17 protein-coding genes are annotated in these 18,594 nt (G+C 41.8%); 11 read left to right on the forward strand and 6 right to left on the reverse strand.

The features are described 5' to 3' along the window. Positions 1-64: 64 nt before the first annotated feature. Together OU792_RS12885 and OU792_RS12890 are read left to right on the forward strand one after the other, a co-directional pair. Positions 65-1,657: an ATP-dependent DNA ligase gene (locus tag OU792_RS12885; protein WP_274670385.1), complete on the forward strand. Its 1,593-nt coding sequence runs from the start codon at positions 65-67 to the stop codon at positions 1,655-1,657. Continuing rightward, complete coding sequence (locus OU792_RS12890) at positions 1,647-4,106, forward strand: ligase-associated DNA damage response DEXH box helicase (protein WP_274670386.1); 2,460 nt, start codon at positions 1,647-1,649, stop codon at positions 4,104-4,106. The genes OU792_RS12885 and OU792_RS12890 overlap by 11 nt, the downstream gene beginning before the upstream one ends. Here the strand turns inward: OU792_RS12890 and OU792_RS12895 are convergent. The 4 genes from OU792_RS12895 to OU792_RS12910 form a co-directional block, all read right to left on the reverse strand. Then, entirely contained in the window at positions 4,103-5,548 is a 1,446-nt protein-coding gene (locus tag OU792_RS12895; protein WP_134201723.1) for a TrkH family potassium uptake protein, read from the reverse strand. The two genes, OU792_RS12890 and OU792_RS12895, sit on opposite strands and share 4 nt — an antisense overlap. A gap of 2 nt (positions 5,549-5,550) precedes the next feature. Further along, positions 5,551-6,897 carry a Trk system potassium transporter TrkA gene (gene trkA / locus OU792_RS12900; RefSeq protein WP_026946515.1) on the reverse strand — a complete coding sequence of 449 codons (1,347 nt, stop codon included), beginning with the start codon at positions 6,895-6,897 and terminating at the stop codon, positions 5,551-5,553. 120 nt (positions 6,898-7,017) lie between these two features. Further along, positions 7,018-8,256: a DNA recombination protein RmuC gene (locus OU792_RS12905; RefSeq protein WP_134201722.1), complete on the reverse strand. Its 1,239-nt coding sequence runs from the start codon at positions 8,254-8,256 to the stop codon at positions 7,018-7,020. Next, positions 8,246-9,268, reverse strand: coding sequence for an alpha/beta fold hydrolase (locus OU792_RS12910; RefSeq protein ID WP_134201721.1), 1,023 nt, complete (start codon positions 9,266-9,268; stop codon positions 8,246-8,248). Before OU792_RS12910 ends, OU792_RS12905 begins: the two co-directional genes overlap by 11 nt. A gap of 79 nt (positions 9,269-9,347) precedes the next feature. Here OU792_RS12910 and OU792_RS12915 point away from each other — a divergent pair, with 79 nt between their 5' ends. The 4 genes from OU792_RS12915 to OU792_RS12930 are packed head-to-tail and all read left to right on the forward strand — an operon-like array spanning position 9,348 to position 12,016. Further along, entirely contained in the window at positions 9,348-10,583 is a 1,236-nt protein-coding gene (locus tag OU792_RS12915) for an Nramp family divalent metal transporter (protein ID WP_274670387.1), read from the forward strand. A gap of 50 nt (positions 10,584-10,633) precedes the next feature. Then, positions 10,634-11,182 carry an RNA polymerase sigma factor gene (locus tag OU792_RS12920; protein ID WP_026946519.1) on the forward strand — a complete coding sequence of 183 codons (549 nt, stop codon included), beginning with the start codon at positions 10,634-10,636 and terminating at the stop codon, positions 11,180-11,182. A 34-nt stretch (positions 11,183-11,216) separates the two neighbouring features. Continuing rightward, on the forward strand, positions 11,217-11,582 hold the full coding sequence (locus tag OU792_RS12925; protein ID WP_274670388.1) for a hypothetical protein: 366 nt from the start codon (positions 11,217-11,219) through the stop codon (positions 11,580-11,582). Beyond that, on the forward strand, positions 11,579-12,016 hold the full coding sequence (locus tag OU792_RS12930) for a hypothetical protein (RefSeq protein WP_274670389.1): 438 nt from the start codon (positions 11,579-11,581) through the stop codon (positions 12,014-12,016). Before OU792_RS12925 ends, OU792_RS12930 begins: the two co-directional genes overlap by 4 nt. Positions 12,017-12,046: 30 nt before the next feature. Here the strand turns inward: OU792_RS12930 and mscL are convergent, their stop codons facing one another. Further along, entirely contained in the window at positions 12,047-12,472 is a 426-nt protein-coding gene (gene mscL, locus OU792_RS12935; RefSeq protein WP_026946522.1) for a large-conductance mechanosensitive channel protein MscL, read from the reverse strand. Positions 12,473-12,630: 158 nt separating this feature from the next. Between mscL and OU792_RS12940 the strand changes: the two genes are divergently transcribed. The 5 genes from OU792_RS12940 to prfB all read left to right on the forward strand — a co-directional run bounded on the left by OU792_RS12940 (position 12,631) and on the right by prfB (position 17,941). After that, on the forward strand, positions 12,631-14,679 hold the full coding sequence (locus tag OU792_RS12940) for a S9 family peptidase (protein ID WP_274670390.1): 2,049 nt from the start codon (positions 12,631-12,633) through the stop codon (positions 14,677-14,679). A gap of 92 nt (positions 14,680-14,771) precedes the next feature. Beyond that, positions 14,772-15,143 (forward strand): methylglyoxal synthase, encoded by a 372-nt coding sequence (locus OU792_RS12945; RefSeq protein ID WP_024282615.1) that lies wholly within the window; start codon positions 14,772-14,774, stop codon positions 15,141-15,143. Next, positions 15,143-16,129, forward strand: coding sequence for a 6-phosphofructokinase (gene pfkA / locus OU792_RS12950; RefSeq protein WP_026946524.1), 987 nt, complete (start codon positions 15,143-15,145; stop codon positions 16,127-16,129). The genes OU792_RS12945 and pfkA overlap by 1 nt, the downstream gene beginning before the upstream one ends. A 97-nt stretch (positions 16,130-16,226) precedes the next feature. Beyond that, the gene (locus OU792_RS12955; RefSeq protein WP_051260791.1) at positions 16,227-16,772 is read left to right on the forward strand and encodes a hypothetical protein; all 546 of its coding nucleotides are present in this window, start codon (positions 16,227-16,229) and stop codon (positions 16,770-16,772) included. A gap of 67 nt (positions 16,773-16,839) precedes the next feature. Further along, a protein-coding gene (prfB, locus tag OU792_RS12960; protein ID WP_134201715.1) for a peptide chain release factor 2 occupies positions 16,840-17,941 on the forward strand; the annotation gives its coding sequence in 2 pieces (ribosomal slippage) (positions 16,840-16,899 and positions 16,901-17,941; 1,101 coding nt in all). Positions 17,942-18,214: 273 nt separating this feature from the next. Here the strand turns inward: prfB and OU792_RS12965 are convergent. After that, positions 18,215-18,541: a hypothetical protein gene (locus tag OU792_RS12965; RefSeq protein WP_274670391.1), complete on the reverse strand. Its 327-nt coding sequence runs from the start codon at positions 18,539-18,541 to the stop codon at positions 18,215-18,217. Positions 18,542-18,594 lie beyond the last annotated feature (53 nt).

Below are 18,594 nucleotides of genomic sequence, written 5' to 3' on the forward strand. Positions count from 1 at the left end.
TAAAATTATTGATTTTCGGCAATTCCTTGCGGACTAAAGTCACATTATCCTTTTAAATTTCAGAATGAAGCATTTTTCGCAGTTGATCACACAGCTCGATCAGTCCAATAAAACCAAAGATAAATTGGCAGCCTTGGATCAATTTTTTTACGCTGCTTCAGATCAGGAAAAAGTTTGGGCTATTGCGATTTTCACTCATCGAAGGCCCAAAAGACAAATCGCGACAAAGCAACTCCGCGAATGGTGCATGGAAATGTCAAAAACTCCGGCCTGGCTTTTTGAAGAATGCTATCATACTGTCGGAGATCTGGCCGAAACCATTTCGCTCTTACTCCCCCTTCCTACCCAGACCCATGAGCTGGACCTGAGTGCCTGGATTCAAAAACTACAGAATCTAAAAGGACTCGATGATGAAGATAAAAAGGCATTTCTAATTGATTCTTGGAGTCGGCTGGATAGAATGGAGCGCTTTGTTTTCAATAAAATAATCACCGGAGGATTTCGAATCGGTGTCAGCCAAAACTTGATCACACAAGCCCTCGCAAATTTCCTGGATCGGGAAAAATCAGAAATTGCTTACGCCCTGATGGGAAATTGGGACCCTGAAAAAATCAGCTTTCAAGATCTATTTGACCAAAGCCAAAATCAACAGGATTTATCCAAACCCTATCCATTTTACTTAGCCCATCCACTCGAATCAGAACCTCAAGAACTTGGATCTTTGGATGATTGGCAAGCAGAATGGAAATGGGATGGCATCAGAGGACAAGTCATTTCCCGAAAAAACGAGTTCTTTATCTGGAGCCGTGGTGAGGAATTGGTGAACGAGAAATTTCCTGAATTAATGGATTTGGCCGCCTCTCTACCAGATGGGACTGTTTTAGATGGGGAAATATTGGCTTTTCGGGATGGGCAACCCCTCCCTTTTTCATTGCTGCAAACTCGAATAGGAAGGAAAAATGTCTCCAAGAAAATCTTGAAAGATGCACCCGTGAGCTTTTTGGCTTATGACCTTTTGGAGTGGGAAGGTAAAGATTTACGAGAACTGCCACTATCAAGCAGAAGAAGTCAACTGGAATCTTTATTTGCACAAGTTGATCACAATCATTTTGAACTATCCGACCCTTTGACTACTGAGTCTTGGGAAAAATTAGCCGTCGTCCGTGAAGACTCTCGTGCGCATTTCGCAGAAGGACTGATGCTTAAACACAAAAACAGTCCCTACGAGACCGGTCGAAAGCGTGGGAATTGGTGGAAATGGAAAATCGATCCGCTGACTATTGATGGGGTGATGATTTATGCCCAAAAAGGACATGGAAGAAGGGCTGATTTATACAGCGATTATACCTTTGCAGTTTGGGATGAAGATCAATTAGTCCCCTTTGCCAAAGCCTACTCAGGGTTAACTGACGCCGAAATGCGGGAAGTGGATCAATTTGTAAAAAAGAACACCAAAGAACGCTTTGGCCCGGTGCGTACGGTCAAACCTGAATTGGTATTTGAAATTGCTTTTGAAGGAATTCAGGACAGCCCCCGTCACAAAAGTGGGATTGCACTTCGTTTTCCACGAATATTGAGGTGGAGAAAAGACAAACCAAAAGAAGAGGCCAATACACTCCAAGAACTCCGATCCCTACTCGACCTTTATGGAGGATAAAAATCTAGAACCAGCATTAGCATACTTCCGAGCGAAAAATTGGGAAGCCTTTGAATTCCAGAAAACTACCTGGAAGGACTACCTCGATGGCAAATCGGGTCTACTCAATGCACCTACGGGATCAGGAAAGACTTTTGCACTTTGGTTTGCTGTTATTTTGGATTTCATCCGAAAGAATCCTACCGATTGGAAAAGCAAAAAGAACAATGGGCTTCAACTCATTTGGATGACTCCACTCCGCGCTTTGTCTCAAGATATCCAAAAAGCCATGCAAGAGGTCTGCTACTCTATGGACTTACCTTGGCAGGTAGCTGTGAGGAATGGAGACACCGATGCAAAAACCCGAGCTGCACTCAAGCGGAAACCACCGGAAGTATTGATCACTACTCCCGAGACCCTACATATCCTGATTGCCCAAAAGGATCATGAAAAGCTTTTCAAAAACCTTCAGTGCGTGGTGGTGGATGAATGGCATGAGTTGGTCGGGAATAAGCGTGGCGTTCAGGTTCAATTGGGTCTGGAGTACATCCAATCCATTTGCAAACATACTTTTCGACGCTGGGGCATTTCGGCGACTATTGGAAATATGGAGGAAGCTGCCAAGGCACTTTTGGGCACCAAGCTTCCCATCCACCTGGTCAAAGCTGAAATCGACAAACCCATCATACTTCACTCGGTATTTCCTCCAGAAATCGAGAAATATCCTTGGTCAGGACATCTGGGCATTCGGATGATGGAGCAGGTCATTCCCATCATTGAAGCAGGCAGGACGGTTTTGCTTTTCACTAATACCCGTTCACAAACTGAGATTTGGTATCAAAAGCTTTTGGAAGCCAGACCCGATTGGGCTGGATGGATCGCCATGCACCACGGCTCATTGGACATGAAAGTCCGGGCTTGGGTGGAAGATTCCCTTCATGAAGGTCGGTTGAAGTTGGTCGTTTGTACCTCAAGTTTGGACTTAGGTGTGGATTTTAGGCCGGTGGATCGGGTGATTCAGGTCGGTAGTCCAAAGGGCGTAGCTAGATTTATTCAGCGTGCCGGAAGAGCGGGCCATCAGCCGGGGTTACCTTCGGAGATCTTTTTTGTCCCCACAAATTCATTGGAATTGATAGAGGCAGCCGCATTGAGAAATGCCATTGAATCCGAGAGCTTAGAGTCTCAATTCCCACCTGAAATGCCCTATGACGTCTTGATTCAGTTTTTGGTTACGCTTGCAGTGGGTGTAGGATTCCGAAAAGAGGATGTGTATCCCATCGTGAAAAACACTTTCTCTTTTAAGGATTTAAGTTCGGAGGAAATGGATTGGACTATCCGATTCATTACCCAAGGAGGGGATTCACTGAGCAGTTATGAGGATTTTTTGAAAGTAGTACTTGAAGAGGATGGGCTTTATCGGGTAAAAAATAAGCGGATAGCGATGAAGCACCGGCTTTCGATGGGGACGATTGTATCGGAGCCCATGATTAAAATCAAATTTAAAAATGGTGCCTACCTCGGTACAGTCGAAGAATATTTTATCACCAAAATGAAAATTGGTGATCGATTCTTTTTTGCGGGGAGATCATTGGAACTGTTGAAAATAAAAGACCTGACTGCCACTGTAAAAGTATCCGAGAAGAAGACTACCAATGTGGTGAGTTGGATGGGCGCTCGAATGTCGCTCTCCTCCATGCTAGCTGACCAAATCCTTCAAATCCTTCAAGAGTATAATCAAGGACTGATGAAATCAGAGGAAGTCCGGCAAATAGCTCCTATTCTAGACCTGCAAAGCAAGCTTTCGGTTGTTCCAGACCCGGATACTTTATTGATTGAGTCTTTTCAGAGTAAGCAAGGCTATCATTTATTCTTTTATCCTTTTGAAGGTCGGATGATTCATGAGCTGATGAGTGCTATGATCGCCTATCGAATTTCTGTCAGCTATCCGGTGACTTTCAATATGGCAATGAATGACTACGGATTTGAGCTACTTAGTGACAGTCCCATCGCCATTGAGGAGATTTTGGAGGAGGATATTTTCACTCTAAGAAACCTAGAGGAGGATGCATTGCTTTGCGTGAATGAAAGTGAAATGTCCCGAAGGAAATTCCGGGAAATCGCAGGAATCTCGGGTTTAGTCTTTCAGGGCTTTCCGGGTAAGCAAGCCACTTTTAAGCACATTCAGTCCAATTCAAGCTTACTTTTTCAGGTATTTGAGCAGTATGATCCGGAGAACTTACTCCTCAAGCAAGCTCAAAAAGAGGCTTTGAATCAACAAATGGAGCAGGAAAAGTTTGTCAAAGCAGTCAAGAAGATCAACCGAAAACGAATCGATATTCGCTATCCGGTTCAGTTTACTCCCTTTTCCTTTCCGATCATGGTCGATCGGCTAAGTCGGACCACTCTATCCTCAGAAAGCTTGGAAGATCGAATTGCTAAAATTCAAGCTCAGTTCGAAATTCAGGATTAATTGGTTCGCCAGAAAAACGGAGTGAATAAGATTAAAAGCGTGAAAAGCTCCAATCTTCCCAAGAGCATGATAAAAGAGAGGAAGATTTTGGCTATCGGAGAGAAGAATGCAAAATTATCCACTGGGCCAACCTGACCTATTGCAGGTCCTACATTTCCAAGACTTGTAGCTACTGCCCCGAGGGAGGTTGCCAAATCATAACCCATCAACGAAAGTGCTAAAGAACCCAGCACGAAAGTCAAAAGATAGATCAACAGGAAGTTCATGATATGAGTGATAATCCTACCCGTTACCCGATCTCCATTAATAACGAGTGGTACCACTGCCCGGGGATGAATCAATCTTTTGAACTCCAACCAAGAGTTCTTGATAAACGTGAGGTGTCTTACAAATTTGATCCCACCTGCTGTAGAACCTGCAGACCCTCCTAGGAAAAGTAGCATGAAGAAAATAAAAGTTGCTCCTTGTCCGTATTGGGTGTAATCATCCGTCACATAGCCCGTAGTAGTAACAAGGGAAACAACCTGAAAAAGGGACTTTCGGAATGCTAATTCGTAATCGTTTCCTCCTGCAGCAATGGGGTAAAACAAAATAACAGCAAGTGCCAAAACGGCAATTGTGTAGGCTTTGAACTCATCGCTTCGCAGGACACGACGCACTTTACCCATCAATCCAAAATAGATAATCGTAAAGTTGGTCCCTGCCAAAAACATGAAAAAGATGGCCACATATTGAATAAAAGCCGAATCATAATAAGCCATGGAGGCATTTTTGGTAGAAAAACCTCCCGTAGCCATCGTGGTCAATCCATGATTAATGGCGTCAAAAAAGGTCATTCCCCCTACCCAATACAACAAGGTGGCCGATAGGGTCAAACCGACATATACATACCAAAGTCTCTTTGCTGTTTCAGAAATTCTAGGGTGCACTTTATCGGAAGTAGGCCCCGGTGATTCCGCTACAAAGAGCTCAATTCCCCCAATTCCCAAAAGCGGAAAAATAGCTACTGTCAATACAATAATCCCCAAACCACCAATCCACTGTGTCATGCTTCTCCAAAAGAGAATCCCTTTGGGCATCACTTCTATATCTGTCAAAATAGTCGCTCCGGTTGTAGTCAAACCAGAAACTGTCTCAAAAATCGCATCTTCGAAAGAAGGTATTTGTTGACTGAGAATATAGGGTAACATCCCAAAAAGACTCATAAAAATCCAGCTCAAAGCAACGATGAGATACCCCTCCCGCTTTCGGATATTTTGGTCTTGTTTGGAAAAAGATAAAAACAGAATAGCCCCCACAAATCCAGAAATCCCCATAGAGATAAGAAGCGGCCAGGCATTCTCATCGTAATACCATGAAAAACCAACTGCAGGAAGCATCAGTAGTGCAATAAGCACCAATAATGCTCCCATGATTTTGGCAATTTCCCGATGATGAATCATACTTAGTGAAAAAGTTTTTCTAATGAACTCTTGGCCTGAGGAAGCGCCAAAACGATCGCCTTATCATTTAATTGCAATTGAAATTCACCATCCGGAATAAATACTTCTTCTCCTCGAATGACTCCTGCGACAATTGCCGTATCCGGGAAATGAAGATCTTTCAGTGGGTTTTTGGTCAAGCGATTGTTTTTAGAAACTGAATACTGAATAAACTCAGCATCTACTCCATAAATCCCCGAAACCGCTTCAACGGTTCCTTTTCTGAGGTATCGGGATATCTCATTTGCAGCTACCAATTTTTTATTGATCAAAGAATCAACCCCAATGCTATGCGAGATATGAATGTACTCCCGAGTATCGACGTGAGCGATAGTCTTATATACTCCGTGATTCTTTGCAGAAAGACTGGTGATAATATTGGTCTCAGAAGACTCTGTCAAAGCCAAAAAAGCGTCCATTTGCTCCAAGCCTTCTTCGATCAGCAATTCAATGTTTTTATAGTCACCATTGATTATCAACGTATTTGGAAGTTGCTCTGCTAGCCACTTACAACGTTCCTTATCTCTATTGACTAGGGTAACTCTAAAATGATCTTCTAGCCGCAGAGCGGTGGTCAAAGCCATATCATCCCCACCGATAATCATGATATTCTTGACTTCTCTTTTCTTTTGACCGATCAGCTCAAGGATACTCTCGGTGTGTTTTTTGGTAGAAATAAAAAACACGTGATCGTGATTCCGGATGATATTACTTCCCCGCGGAATAATAGTTTTCTGATCACGAAGAATGGCAATAATCCGAATATCCTCAAAAATTGGATTGGAACTCATATCCATAATCCGTTGATTTACAAGCGGATTAGACTCATCCAATGTGACACCTACGATATTTAGCTTTCCACCTTCAAAGTCAAAAACCTCCGTAAAACTGGAGTTCTGAATCATATTGAAAATCTCCTTACTGCAAAGCATGGTAGGAGAAATCAGGTTATCTATTCCTAGATTATGAAAAAATTGAATATTCTCGCTGCTTTGGTAAGAGTGATTTCTTACTCTAGCCATAACCATTTTGGCTCCTAGTTGCTTTGCTAAAACAGCAGCTACGATATTGGTTTTTTCCGAAGTAGTGACCGCCAAAAGCATACTGGCATTCGAGACATTGGCTCGTTGAAGAACATCAATGGAGGTGGCATCCCCCATCACCGTCAAGACATCAAGCTTCGAAGAAACATAATCCAGTACTTCTCGCTCTGTATCAATCAGTGTGATATCCTTATTGTCATAACTCAATTGCTCTGCAAGGTGGTAACCCATGTCCCCCGCTCCAGCAATGACGATGTGCATCCCCATAGAATTGGTTCTGGTGATAAAACTGACGGCAAAGTTAATAGCTTTCTACATGGTAATGAGGAAATAGGAGAAAAATTTGAAGAATTGGACTATAAAGCGAATTATACTGAATTTGGTAAACTATTCTGATTCTTTTAATAGCCTGTTACTATCGTCCTGCGGTATCTCTTGTACATCCTTGAGTTTCCGCTGAATCACACGTGTCCGAACTCCGACTAGCTTATCCAAATCATCATTGGCCTCCTGAAGTTTCTTCTGCGTGCGCTCGATGAGGGTTCCAAACTTGGAAAATTCAGTTTTCACAGCACCCAAAATCTGCCAAACTTCTGAACTTCGTTGTTGAATAGCCAAAGTCTTGAAACCCATTTGCAGACTATTCAAAATCGCTGAAAGTGTGGTAGGACCCGTCACTAGCACTTTGTACTCTTGTTGGATTTCTTGTGCAAGACCGGGATGTCTGAGCACTTCTGCATAAAGACTCTCCACTGGGAGAAATAAAATAGCAAAATCAGTCGTGTAAGGTGGATTTAAGTACTTGGATCTAATGTCCAAAGCCGATTTTTTAATAGCTCTGACCAATTCAGCACGATAAAATTCCACTTCAGAAACATTGCCGCTATCGTATGCATCCACTAATCGCAGATAGGATTCCTGAGGAAATTTAGCATCAATTGGAAGTAAAACCGGTTCTTCATTTCCCGGCATCTTCACCGCAAACTCGACCCGCTCCCGATTACCTTTTCCAAGTGAAGCATTGTTCAGGTACTGCTCTGGTGAAAGCATATTTTCCAATAAAGCTTGAAGTTGATACTCTCCCAGCACGCCACGGCTCTTGACATTACTCAGCACCCGCTTCAGGTCTCCTACTCCATTTGCTAAATGCTGCATCTCTCCAAGTCCTTTTTGAACCGCCTGAAGCTGCTTTGACACCAATTCAAAAGAATGCCCAAGCCGGGCTTCCAAGGTCTTTTGAAGCTTTTCATCTACGGTTTCACGGATTCTTTCAAGTTTCAATTCCGTGCTTTTTTGCAATTCTTCCTGCCGCTGATGGATGGATTCCAACTTTTCCTTTTGCAATGCATTCAGGTCTTTGATATTTTGCCTGAAGACCTCTGCAAAATTCTTGATAGATTCCTGTTGATCTCGGGAAGTCGATCGAAGTGAATCAAATACCAATCTAAACTGAGCAAGCAGATCTTGCCGGTTTTCTTTTCTTCCTTCCAAAAGGCTTTGATTCACCTCTTCTTTTAGCTGTCGAAAGGCGTCATTTTTCGAGCCTGAATAGCGCGACCAGATCAAAAAAATGAAAATTAGAAGTTGAAAAAGAAGAACTAGGATCAATAAATAATCAGTAGGCATAAGTCAGGATATTTGGCTCATCAAGGTACTTGGGCCTAACCTCAACTCCCAAAAAGGAAAGGTATTTTGAGACAGTCTCTGTCGGGATTTCTTCCATTGGCACATGGCCAGCCTCATCAAAGATTACCAAAGAAGATCCTGGAATGGCTTTTTCCAGAAGATATGCTTGTGTCACGGGAATCCAAGTATCCTTTTTGCCCCACATGATCAAAGTCGGCATGGTCAGCCTCTTGAAATCAATATCGCTGTTTCGAGGAGATCGGAGCCTGTCCAAAGTTGCCTGCCGGTTGCCCTCGGATAGCATCAACTCAAAATAACGGTTTACAGCCTCTTTGGGGATTTTACTTTCATCTCCATAGACCTGCTTGAGATTCATTGCAAAAAGAAACTTGGGAGTACATTTCAACAGGACTTTAGAAAAAACTGGATGACCCGCCAACTGAAAAATCCAAGCGCCACCACCTCGACTGGAATTATTTTTTGAACTTGATTCAATATTTCTTGGCTCAGGTTTTGGAGCTCCTGATGCGTCGATAAGATTCAAAGAAAGTACGCGATCTGGCCTGGTACTCGCCACTTGCATGGCTACTGCTCCTCCCATCGAGTTTCCTGCTATATGAAACTTCGGAAGATTCAATTTATCTGCGAGTCGGAGTATCAGTTCGCTGTAATCCATGATGGAGTACCGCTGCAAATCATCCGGCCCTGTCAATCCGTGCCCTGGAAGATCCACAGAAATAGTCATGAAATAGGGACTAAGCTCCTGCTGCCATTGATCCCAGGTGTGTAAGGAAGAAAAACTACCGTGAATCAAAAAAACAGGTATACCCTCTCCAAGGAAACGAACATGCAGGTTAATTCCATCCACTTCTATGAAATGGGACTCCGGAAGACTATACTTCTCCACAATTTCATCCTTTGGAATATCATTCCTAAAAAGAAGGAGCAGAAAAAAAACAAAAGACAAGAAAATGACAGCAACGATTTTGAAGCTAATTTTCAACCAATTCATAGAAATATCGAGTAAATAAGAATTTTATGAATCTATAACAAAAATTCTACCCAAAAGGCTATTTTTCCGAAAAGGAAAATTGTCACCCATCAAAAAACTCCTCCAAAATATCGGTCCCGGACCACTTGTAGCAGCAGCTTTCATCGGGCCAGGAACTGTCATGGTCTGTACACTTGCTGGCTTCAATTTCGGTTTTGAATTACTTTGGGCTTTGGGTTTATCAGTATTAATCACCATTGTCCTTCAGGAGACCTCAGGAAGGATTGGGATTGCTACCCAAAAAGATTTGGGCGAGCTTGTTAGGGAAAGTACAGGTCCCTTCATTTATAAATCGATCCAAATCTTATTGATTTTTTCAGCGATTGTTCTTGGAAACATCGCCTACGAATCCGGAAATATCACCGGTGCTAGATTAGGGTTGGAAGTATTTATTTCTTTGCCAAAAGTTGATTTAGCTGGACTATCCTTAGACTTGGGTAATCTTTTTATAGGATCGCTTGCCTTTGCTATGCTTTGGTTTGCCAAATATCGATCCATTGAGCGATTCTTGGTTTTCCTTGTGATTTTGATGTCCATTTCATTTATCTGGACGGCTATTGCTTTGGCACCAGATTGGTCACAAGTGGCTGGTGGTTTTATCCCAAGACTTAATTCTGACAATCTCACCAATGTGGTAGCATTGATTGGGACGACGGTGGTTCCTTACAACCTATTTCTCTATGCATCATTGAGCAAAAACAAATGGAAGGACCGAAAAGCCTTTCATTGGATGCGGTGGGATATTGGCCTGGCCATTATTTTAGGCGGCTTAGTGTCCATGGCCATCTTGATCGTCGGCACATTCAATATGAGTGAGCAAATTCAAGACGCCCAATCCGTGGCAAATGGCTTACAACCCGTTTTTGGGAAAACGGGGTCTTATCTGATGGGTTTCGGGCTTCTTTCGGCAGGTTTGACCTCCTCAATCACAGCACCTTTGGCTGCAGCCTTAGTCATTTGCGGTATTTTAGGAAAAACCCAAGAGACTCAATCCACACCTATGCGCCTTTCTATTTTACTTGTCATGGGTTTGGGGCTGATTTTTGCCTCCTTGGGCATTAAGCCCGTACAATTAATATCCTTTGCACAGTTGGCTAACGGTGTGCTTCTGCCCTTTGTGAGTGTTTGGATTGTATGGATGGCAAGTCGAACTGCTGTTATGGGTAAGTCGAAAAGCCAAAATAGCTACCTGATTCTTTCATATTTGATCGTTTTATTCACCTTCATCTTAGGCTTGCGATCAGTTGCTTCTGTTTTGAAATGGGATTTTGTATAAAAATTTATGACCTGAGTAAACCCAAGATGAAAAGTCAAGTCTAAAATTCAATGATTCAGATAGACGACCAGGATATTCTTCGGCTTATTCGAAAGCCTGAAACCAAAAACCGTGGTTTTAGGATTTTGATCGAGCAGTATCAGCGTCGTATTTATCAGGTCATCCGCCGTATGGTTTTAATTCATGAAGATGCTGATGATCTGACTCAAAATACTTTCATCAAGGCCTACAGACATTTAGATAAATTCCGAGAAGATTCCGGGCTTTATACTTGGATCTATCGAATAGCAGTGAATGAAACCCTGAGTTTTCTGGAGAAAAAGAAAAAGCGATTCTTCTTCTCAGTCGACGATCATCAGGAAAAATTGGAATCCTACATTGACCAGCCAGGAAGTCTTGATGGAAATGAAATCGAAAAAAAGCTGGCTAAAGCTCTGCTTACACTTCCCGAAAAACAGCGTCTAGTCTTTCATTTGAAATATCAAGAAGAAATGACCTATGAACAAATGGCCGAAGTGACAGGAACAAGTATCGGGGCATTGAAGGCGAGCTATCATCATGCAGTCAAAAAAATTGAAGAATCTTTAAAATCTGAATAAACCTTCCGCTTCTCAGCGAGTCAAATAAACTGAAATGGAAAAATTACCAAAATTACCCGAATTCAAAGCCCCCGATGGTTATTTCGAAGGACTACCAGATCAAATCCTGTCGAAAACAAAATCCAATTCGAACTATTCGTATTTGAAATGGGCGGCAGTATTTGTGTTTTTTGCTTCGATATCCATTTATTTTTTATTACCGAATTCTGAAAGCCCATCCACTGCTGTGGCTTTGGATGAAAATATCAACCTCTATATTGATTCGGAATATTGGACAGCAGAGGATATTTTGGCAATGAGCGAAGACCCAAATGAATTACTCGATGAGCTTTTCGAAGAAGAGATGACTATTTTCGAAGAGTTTTTGGAAGAAGAAAACCTATCACCTCAGCAACAATGAAAAAGTTTGGAATATTCCTGATCGTTAACCTCTTGATTATAATTTCTGTCCAGGCTCAACGCCGTGGAATTGATCGTGAAAGACTTGAAGCAGCTCGGATTGCCTTTATCACAACCAGATTGGATTTAAGCCCTGAACAAGCTGAAAAGTTCTGGCCAATTTTCAATGAATTCAATGAGCAAAGAGAAGAAAAGTTGAAGCAGATCGCAAGTCTTAACCCTCGGTCAAGTACCGAGTCCATATCCAAAGAGGAAGCTCAAAGACTCATTAAGCAGCGATTTGAACTACAACGGGAATTGATCGAAGACGAAGAAGCCTTTGTCCAAAAAGCAGCTATAGTGATCTCCTACCAGCAAATTTTACAGCTAAACTCGATAAACCGGGAATTTGCCAGAAGCATTTACCAAAGGCAAAGAGATAATCGAAACCCATAAAAAAAAAGAGCTCCAATTGGAGCTCTTTTTTTATTGCTTTTTGAGGAGATCACGGATTTCCTCTAGTAGTACTTCAGATTTTGGCGGTGGCGGCGGCGGGGCAGCAGCTTCTTTCTTTTCTTCCTTGCGATTCATGCGATTAATCCCCTTTACAGCAAGAAAGATTACAAAGGCTACGATCAGAAAATCTACCACATTCTGGATAAACATCCCATAATTCAATGTAACTGCAGGCGTAAGTATCTCTCCGGCTGCATCAAGTTCGGCCTCTTTGAGAGGATAGGAAAGATTTTTAAAATTGACTCCTCCGATCAGCAGACCTATTGGAGGCATGATGACATCATTCACAAAAGAGGATACGATCTTGCCAAAGGCTCCACCGATGATTACACCGACAGCAAGATCGACCACATTGCCTTTCATGGCAAATTCTTTAAACTCTTTAAGCATTCCCATAAGCGTTGGATTAAGATTGATGGTTAGTAATTAGAGACTTAATAACTTTCTTTTTTTCAATTTTCACAATAGCTGAATTAAAATACCTCAGAATTTTAATAAAAAATGAACCTTCCTCCTTCATTTTGATTTGCTTTACAACCCAAAATCTCAAAAATATGAAGGCACCTATCGCCAAAAAGATAAATCATATTATAAAAACACATGGCCACGAACGAACCGATCCATACTATTGGATGCGGGATCGAGAAAATCCTAAAGTGATCAACTATCTAAAAGAAGAAAATAGCTACTTAAAGGAGGCACTAAAAGAAACAGAAGGGCTACAGGATCAACTTTTTCAAGAGATGAAATCTCGAATCAAAGAAGATGATCAAAGTGTACCCTATTTCAAGAAGGGCTACTACTGGTATTCGAGATATGAGCAAGGCTGTGAGTACCCAATTTACTGCCGAAAGAAAGGATCCCTGGAGGCTAAGGAGGAGATTTTACTAAATGTGAATGAGCTTGCCGAGGGAAAGCCTTATTGTCAAGTGAGTGGATTGGCGGTAAGTAATAATCAACGATATCTAGCCTATGGATTGGATGTGGTAGGCAGAAGAATCTATGAGGTATTTTTCAAAGACCTCGAAACAGGGGAAACTTCTAGCTTAACCATTCCCAATACGACCGGTAATATCACTTGGGCAGCAGATGATCAGCACCTTTTTTATTCAAAACAAGACCCTGAAACCCTTCGAGCTCATAGAATTTTTAGACATGAATTGTATTCTAATTCGGAAAATGACCAGTTGATTTTTGAGGAAAAAGATGAGGAATTTTCCTGCCATGTACTGAAAACCAAATCAGAGGCTTTCTTATTGATTCTTTCAGAAAGTACGATTTCATCCGAAATCCGATTTGTCGATGCAAGTCAACCTTTGGATGATTGGAAGGTTCTTCAGGCAAGAATTCCTCACCTCGAGTATGCTGCCGACCACTATGAAGATCATTTTTGGATCAGAACAAACCATCAAGCCCAAAATTTCAAAGTGGTTAAAGCTCCGGTTGACAATCCAGGATTGGAGAATTGGAAAGATTTCATTCCTCACCGTGAGAATGTCTTGATCGAGGATTTTGATCTTTTTTCAGGATTTTTTGTTTCGCAGGAGCGAAGCAATGGACTTACCCAATTACTGATCAAACCTTGGGATGGAAGTCCCGGACATGCTTTGGACTTTGGAGAAGAAGCCTACACCGCCTGGATTGGACACAACCCAGAATTTGATACTGAAATCCTGCGATTTGGCTTCAATTCTCTGGTCACTCCAGCCTCAATATTTGATTATCACATGGTCACTCGCGAGAAAACTCTTCTAAAGCAACAGGAAGTGGTGGGAGGCTATGATTCTTCGCTTTATGAATCAGCCAGAATTTGGGCGCAGGCAGAAGATGGGGTCATGGTACCGATCTCTTTGGTTTACAAAAAGTCAAGCTTTCAACCAGATGGGAGCAATCCCCTTCTGCTGTATGCATACGGATCCTATGGCTACAGTTCGGATGCGTATTTCTCAAGCAATCGTCTAAGCCTTTTGGATAGAGGATTTGTTTTTGCGATAGCGCATGTAAGAGGTGGTGAGGATCTGGGTAGGAAATGGTATGAAGATGGCAAACTTCTAAAAAAGCAAAACACATTTACAGACTTTATTGCTTGCGCAAAGCATCTGATCAATGAGAATTATACTCAGGCAGACCGTTTATACGGGATGGGAGGAAGTGCCGGCGGATTGCTAATCGGTGCCGTGATCAACATGCGACCTGATTTATTTGATGGGGTGATTGCTGCTGTACCTTTTGTGGATGTGGTGACGACTATGCTGGATGAAAGTATCCCATTGACTACTGGAGAGTTCCAAGAGTGGGGAAATCCCAAGTTTGAAGAGTATTATCATTACATGCTCAGCTATTCTCCCTACGACCAGGTCGAATCAAAGGCCTATCCCAATATTCTGGTCACCTCCGGATTACATGATTCGCAGGTTCAATATTGGGAACCTACAAAGTGGGTGGCAAAGCTGAGGGACTTGAAAACAGACGAAAATCTCCTATTACTTCACACCAATATGGAGGCTGGTCATGGAGGTGCTTCGGGTAGGTTTCAGGCACTTAAGGAACTAGCTATGGAGTATGCTTTTCTGGTAATGCTTGCAAATAAGAAAAGAATATAATTCCCTCAATCGACTTAACAGTTTATTGAACTGGCAAAAGATAGGAAAAGAGATTTTTTTCTAACTTTGACCCAACCTATTAAACTTAATTTATGAAAATTGCGCTCATAGCACATGATGGCAAAAAAGCCGACATGGTCCATTTTTTAAGTGGCTTCAAAGACATTTTGCATCAAGCAGATGTAGAACTAGTAGCTACAGGCACCACTGGCTCACATATTCAGAAAGCTGGTTTTGAGGTACAGCGATTATTATCAGGTCCAATTGGTGGCGATGCTCAGATTGCAGCTATGGCTGCGCAAAAGGAACTCAACATGGTCATTTTTTTTAGAGACCCCTTGGATAAGCATCCCCACGAACCTGATGTGCAGATGCTGATGAGAATCTGTGACGTACATAATATTCCGCTTGCCACTAACCCTGCTTCGGCTGAACTCATGTTTAAAGCGCTAACTCAAGCCTAATGGAAACTAAAGTGATTAAAAAAATCGGTGTCTTGACCTCGGGAGGAGACTCTCCGGGGATGAATGCAGCCATTCGAGCAGCGGTCAGAGCAGGATTTTATTACAACCTAGAAATGTATGGGATATACCGTGGATATGAAGGTATGATCCTGAATGATATCAAAAAGCTTGATTCCAAAAACATCACCCATGTCTTGGAACGAGGTGGAACCTTCTTAAAATCCGCTCGGAGTGAAGAATTTCGCACACCAGAAGGAAGGAAAAAAGCTTATGATAATCTTCGTTCTCATGGAATCGATGCGCTGGTAGTAATTGGTGGAGATGGTTCATTGACCGGAGCTCATTTGTTTTACAAAGAGTTCGGAATTCCGGCTATTGGCCTTCCCGGTACCATTGACAATGACCTCTCAGGTACTGATTCGACCATTGGATTTGATACTGCATGCAATACAGCAATCCAGGCAATTGATAAAATCAGAGATACCGCCACCTCCCATGATCGTCTCTTTTTCGTGGAGGTGATGGGTAGAGATGCAGGATTCATTGCCATCAATGCAGGGATAGGTTCAGCAGCAGCAGCCATTTTGATTCCTGAGAAAAAGATGCCCATCGAAGATTTGGTAGAAAAGCTGAAAATTAGAACCAAGGCTAAAAAGTCCTCCAATATTGTGATCGTTGCAGAAGGTGGAAAAAGTGGCGGCGCTGCAGAAATAGCCGAAAAAGTTAAAAAGCATCTACCCTATTATGATATTAAAGTGACCATTCTGGGTCATTTACAGCGTGGTGGAGCTCCTTCATCTTTTGATCGCCTACTTGCCTCAAAGTTGGGTGTTGCAGCTATTGAAGGACTTTTGCAAGGAAAATACGATGTGATGGCCGGGCTAATCAATAATCGGGTTGTTTTCACCCCGATCAAAAAGGCAATCGTAGATGATAAGACGGTAGATGATGATGACTTTCGAGTTGCCAAAATTCTCTCTACCTAATATTTCAAGCCCGTTCAAGCGGGCTTTTTTATTTTACACTAAAAGATTTTCATTTATTTTTTGCAGGATTTAGTGGGATTGATGTAATTTTCGATTGATGAGATCAAAATACTTTTCCAATTCCCCTCTCCTTTGTCAAAAACTGTTTTTTGCCTTGGGATTATTTTTATCCATAACTTTCAACAGCTCGGCTCAATCCAGCGACTTCTTACTTTTGAAGCGAGGAAACAACAGTAAATCCCAAATAAAATACCAAGTAGGAGAACAAATAACCTACAAGAGTGCCAAACTTGGCTACTATGTCACCGATGTGATCAAGGAATTCACAGCAGACTACATCTATCTATCTGAAAATATAATCTCTCCGGAGGATATTTTGGAGGTGGACATTAGGAATAAAGACCGAAGAAATAAGACGCTAGGCGGGCTGAATTATCTACTCCTAGGCTCTGGGCTTATGCTTTTTACCGTGGATGGAGTGAACTCTCTGTACCAACAAGGGGAACTCACAATCGACCGAAATGTCAGTATAATTAGTGGAATTTTAGTAGGCACTGGCTTAGCTTTGCTACCGGTCCGTTACAAGACATTCAGACACACAGGCAGAAATCGGATTCAAATCATTCAAATGCGGATGAACTGAGCATTTTTACTTGGCAAAGGCAGAATTTTTTGAGACTTTTGCAGCTTTATAATTTAAACTTAGAAAAATGACTTCAGAACAACTGAAAGACTTGAAAGCTCGCACCACGGCTTTGAGGAGGTATCTTTGACTACGATCGGAAGAAAGCAGAAATAGAAGATCTTGAGGCAGTGTCCTCACAGCCAGATTTTTGGAACAATCCAGACGAGGCTGAGAAAACCATGAAGCAAATCCAGATCCGTAAAGGTTGGACAAGTTCTTACGAGGACTTGGATCAAATTATTCAGGATTTGGAGGTTTTACATGAATTCTACAGTGCCGGAGAGGTCGGTGAAGAAGAAATAAAAACTGAATACGAGAAAGCTAGAAAGACAGTCGAGGAGCTCGAACTGAAAAAGATGCTTTCCTCGGAAGAGGACCAACTCAATGCCGTGCTGGAAATCAATCCCGGCGCAGGAGGTACAGAGAGCAATGATTGGGCTTCTATCCTCATGCGGATGTATATTATGTGGGGGGAGAAAAATGGCTACAAAGTTCGTGAAGTAGATGTCCAGCCTGGGGAAGTGGCAGGAATTAAATCAGCAACTTTGGAATTTGAAGGCCCATTAGCCTATGGCTTTTTGAAATCTGAATCAGGGGTACATCGATTGGTAAGAATTTCTCCATTTGATTCAGGAGGAAGACGTCACACATCTTTTGCATCAGTGTATGCTTATCCTGAGGTGGATGATTCTATCGAGATCGACATCAATCCTGCTGATATTGAACTACAAACTTCGAGATCAGGCGGTGCAGGTGGTCAAAACGTCAACAAGGTAGAAACCAAGGTTCAATTGACACATAAACCAACAGGTATCGTGGTAGTATGTCAAGTGGAGCGATCTCAGCTAGCCAACCGGGAAAAGGCGATGCAAATGCTAAAGTCCCGCCTCTATCAAATGGAACTGGAGAAGCGGAATGCTGAAATTGCCAAAATAGAAGCATCCAAACTTCGAGTAGATTTTGGTTCTCAGATTCGAAACTATGTCCTGCATCCCTACAAACTGGTGAAGGACAACCGAACTGGATATGAAACATCTGATACACAATACGTTTTAGATGGTGGCTTAAATGAGTTTATGAAAGCCTTCTTACTTGCTCAAAGCGAGGAAGAAGCAAACAGAGAGTAAATTAAAGCCGGTTAATCCGGCTTTTTTTATAATTACCCTGAAATATATAGAGGATCAGCAAGCAAAAAATTCTTTTCTAGCTGCTTCATAATTTTGTTTCCTTAAATCAAGTTGCAGTAATAGCTTGTGAAGGTAATCTTCAACGTAATAGAAAAATGAAAAGGAACTAGAGCAAAAAATCCTTTCAATTACCTGAAACAAAAAGCAAGTAATCAAGCTCCAATTTTAAAGACAGAGTTCAAATCACAAGAAAGAACTCTGTCTGAATCAAAATTATTTTTTAGGGAGAAGTCGTCCACTAACCGGCTCAAGGTCATACATGGCGAAGCTTTCGATTATACTTTCCATTTCCTCATTTTCCCCATGGTCATCTTTTCCTTCTTCAGTTTCAAGAAAACTGTAGAGTGTATCCTTTTTATCGAAAGTAGCCCACACTATCACTGTGTTTTTGTCTTGGTCAGCACTTACTTGATAAGCCAGAAGTCCTTCAGACTTTTTATCCATTTTTGAAGTAGGAGCTTTCGCAATTCTGACCAAGTCCTCAAATTTTCCAGGCTTGGCTGTGGATACTGATACAAATGTGTAAGTCGGATTATTCATTTTAATAATAAATTTTGATTTTTACTTTGTTATTGATATAAATATAATGAATT

The organism is Algoriphagus sp. NF (genome assembly GCF_028823735.1).
Classification (GTDB): domain Bacteria; phylum Bacteroidota; class Bacteroidia; order Cytophagales; family Cyclobacteriaceae; genus Algoriphagus; species Algoriphagus marincola.

What these genes read in the sequence shown, in the direction of transcription:
- OU792_RS12925 (WP_274670388.1), top strand. Translation starts at nt 11,217, where the DNA reads ATGGAAAAATTACCAAAATTACCCGAATTCAAAGCCCCCGATGGTTAT.
- OU792_RS12885 (WP_274670385.1), top strand. Translation starts at nt 65, where the DNA reads ATGAAGCATTTTTCGCAGTTGATCACACAGCTCGATCAGTCCAATAAA.
- OU792_RS12905 (WP_134201722.1), bottom strand. Translation starts at nt 8,256, where the DNA reads ATGCCTACTGATTATTTATTGATCCTAGTTCTTCTTTTTCAACTTCTA.
- OU792_RS12890 (WP_274670386.1), top strand. Translation starts at nt 1,647, where the DNA reads ATGGAGGATAAAAATCTAGAACCAGCATTAGCATACTTCCGAGCGAAA.
- OU792_RS12920 (WP_026946519.1), top strand. Translation starts at nt 10,634, where the DNA reads ATGATTCAGATAGACGACCAGGATATTCTTCGGCTTATTCGAAAGCCT.
- mscL (WP_026946522.1), bottom strand. Translation starts at nt 12,472, where the DNA reads ATGGGAATGCTTAAAGAGTTTAAAGAATTTGCCATGAAAGGCAATGTG.
- OU792_RS12910 (WP_134201721.1), bottom strand. Translation starts at nt 9,268, where the DNA reads ATGAATTGGTTGAAAATTAGCTTCAAAATCGTTGCTGTCATTTTCTTG.
- trkA (WP_026946515.1), bottom strand. Translation starts at nt 6,897, where the DNA reads ATGGGGATGCACATCGTCATTGCTGGAGCGGGGGACATGGGTTACCAC.
- OU792_RS12945 (WP_024282615.1), top strand. Translation starts at nt 14,772, where the DNA reads ATGAAAATTGCGCTCATAGCACATGATGGCAAAAAAGCCGACATGGTC.
- OU792_RS12930 (WP_274670389.1), top strand. Translation starts at nt 11,579, where the DNA reads ATGAAAAAGTTTGGAATATTCCTGATCGTTAACCTCTTGATTATAATT.
- OU792_RS12940 (WP_274670390.1), top strand. Translation starts at nt 12,631, where the DNA reads ATGAAGGCACCTATCGCCAAAAAGATAAATCATATTATAAAAACACAT.
- OU792_RS12895 (WP_134201723.1), bottom strand. Translation starts at nt 5,548, where the DNA reads ATGATTCATCATCGGGAAATTGCCAAAATCATGGGAGCATTATTGGTG.
- pfkA (WP_026946524.1), top strand. Translation starts at nt 15,143, where the DNA reads ATGGAAACTAAAGTGATTAAAAAAATCGGTGTCTTGACCTCGGGAGGA.
- OU792_RS12955 (WP_051260791.1), top strand. Translation starts at nt 16,227, where the DNA reads ATGAGATCAAAATACTTTTCCAATTCCCCTCTCCTTTGTCAAAAACTG.
- OU792_RS12965 (WP_274670391.1), bottom strand. Translation starts at nt 18,541, where the DNA reads ATGAATAATCCGACTTACACATTTGTATCAGTATCCACAGCCAAGCCT.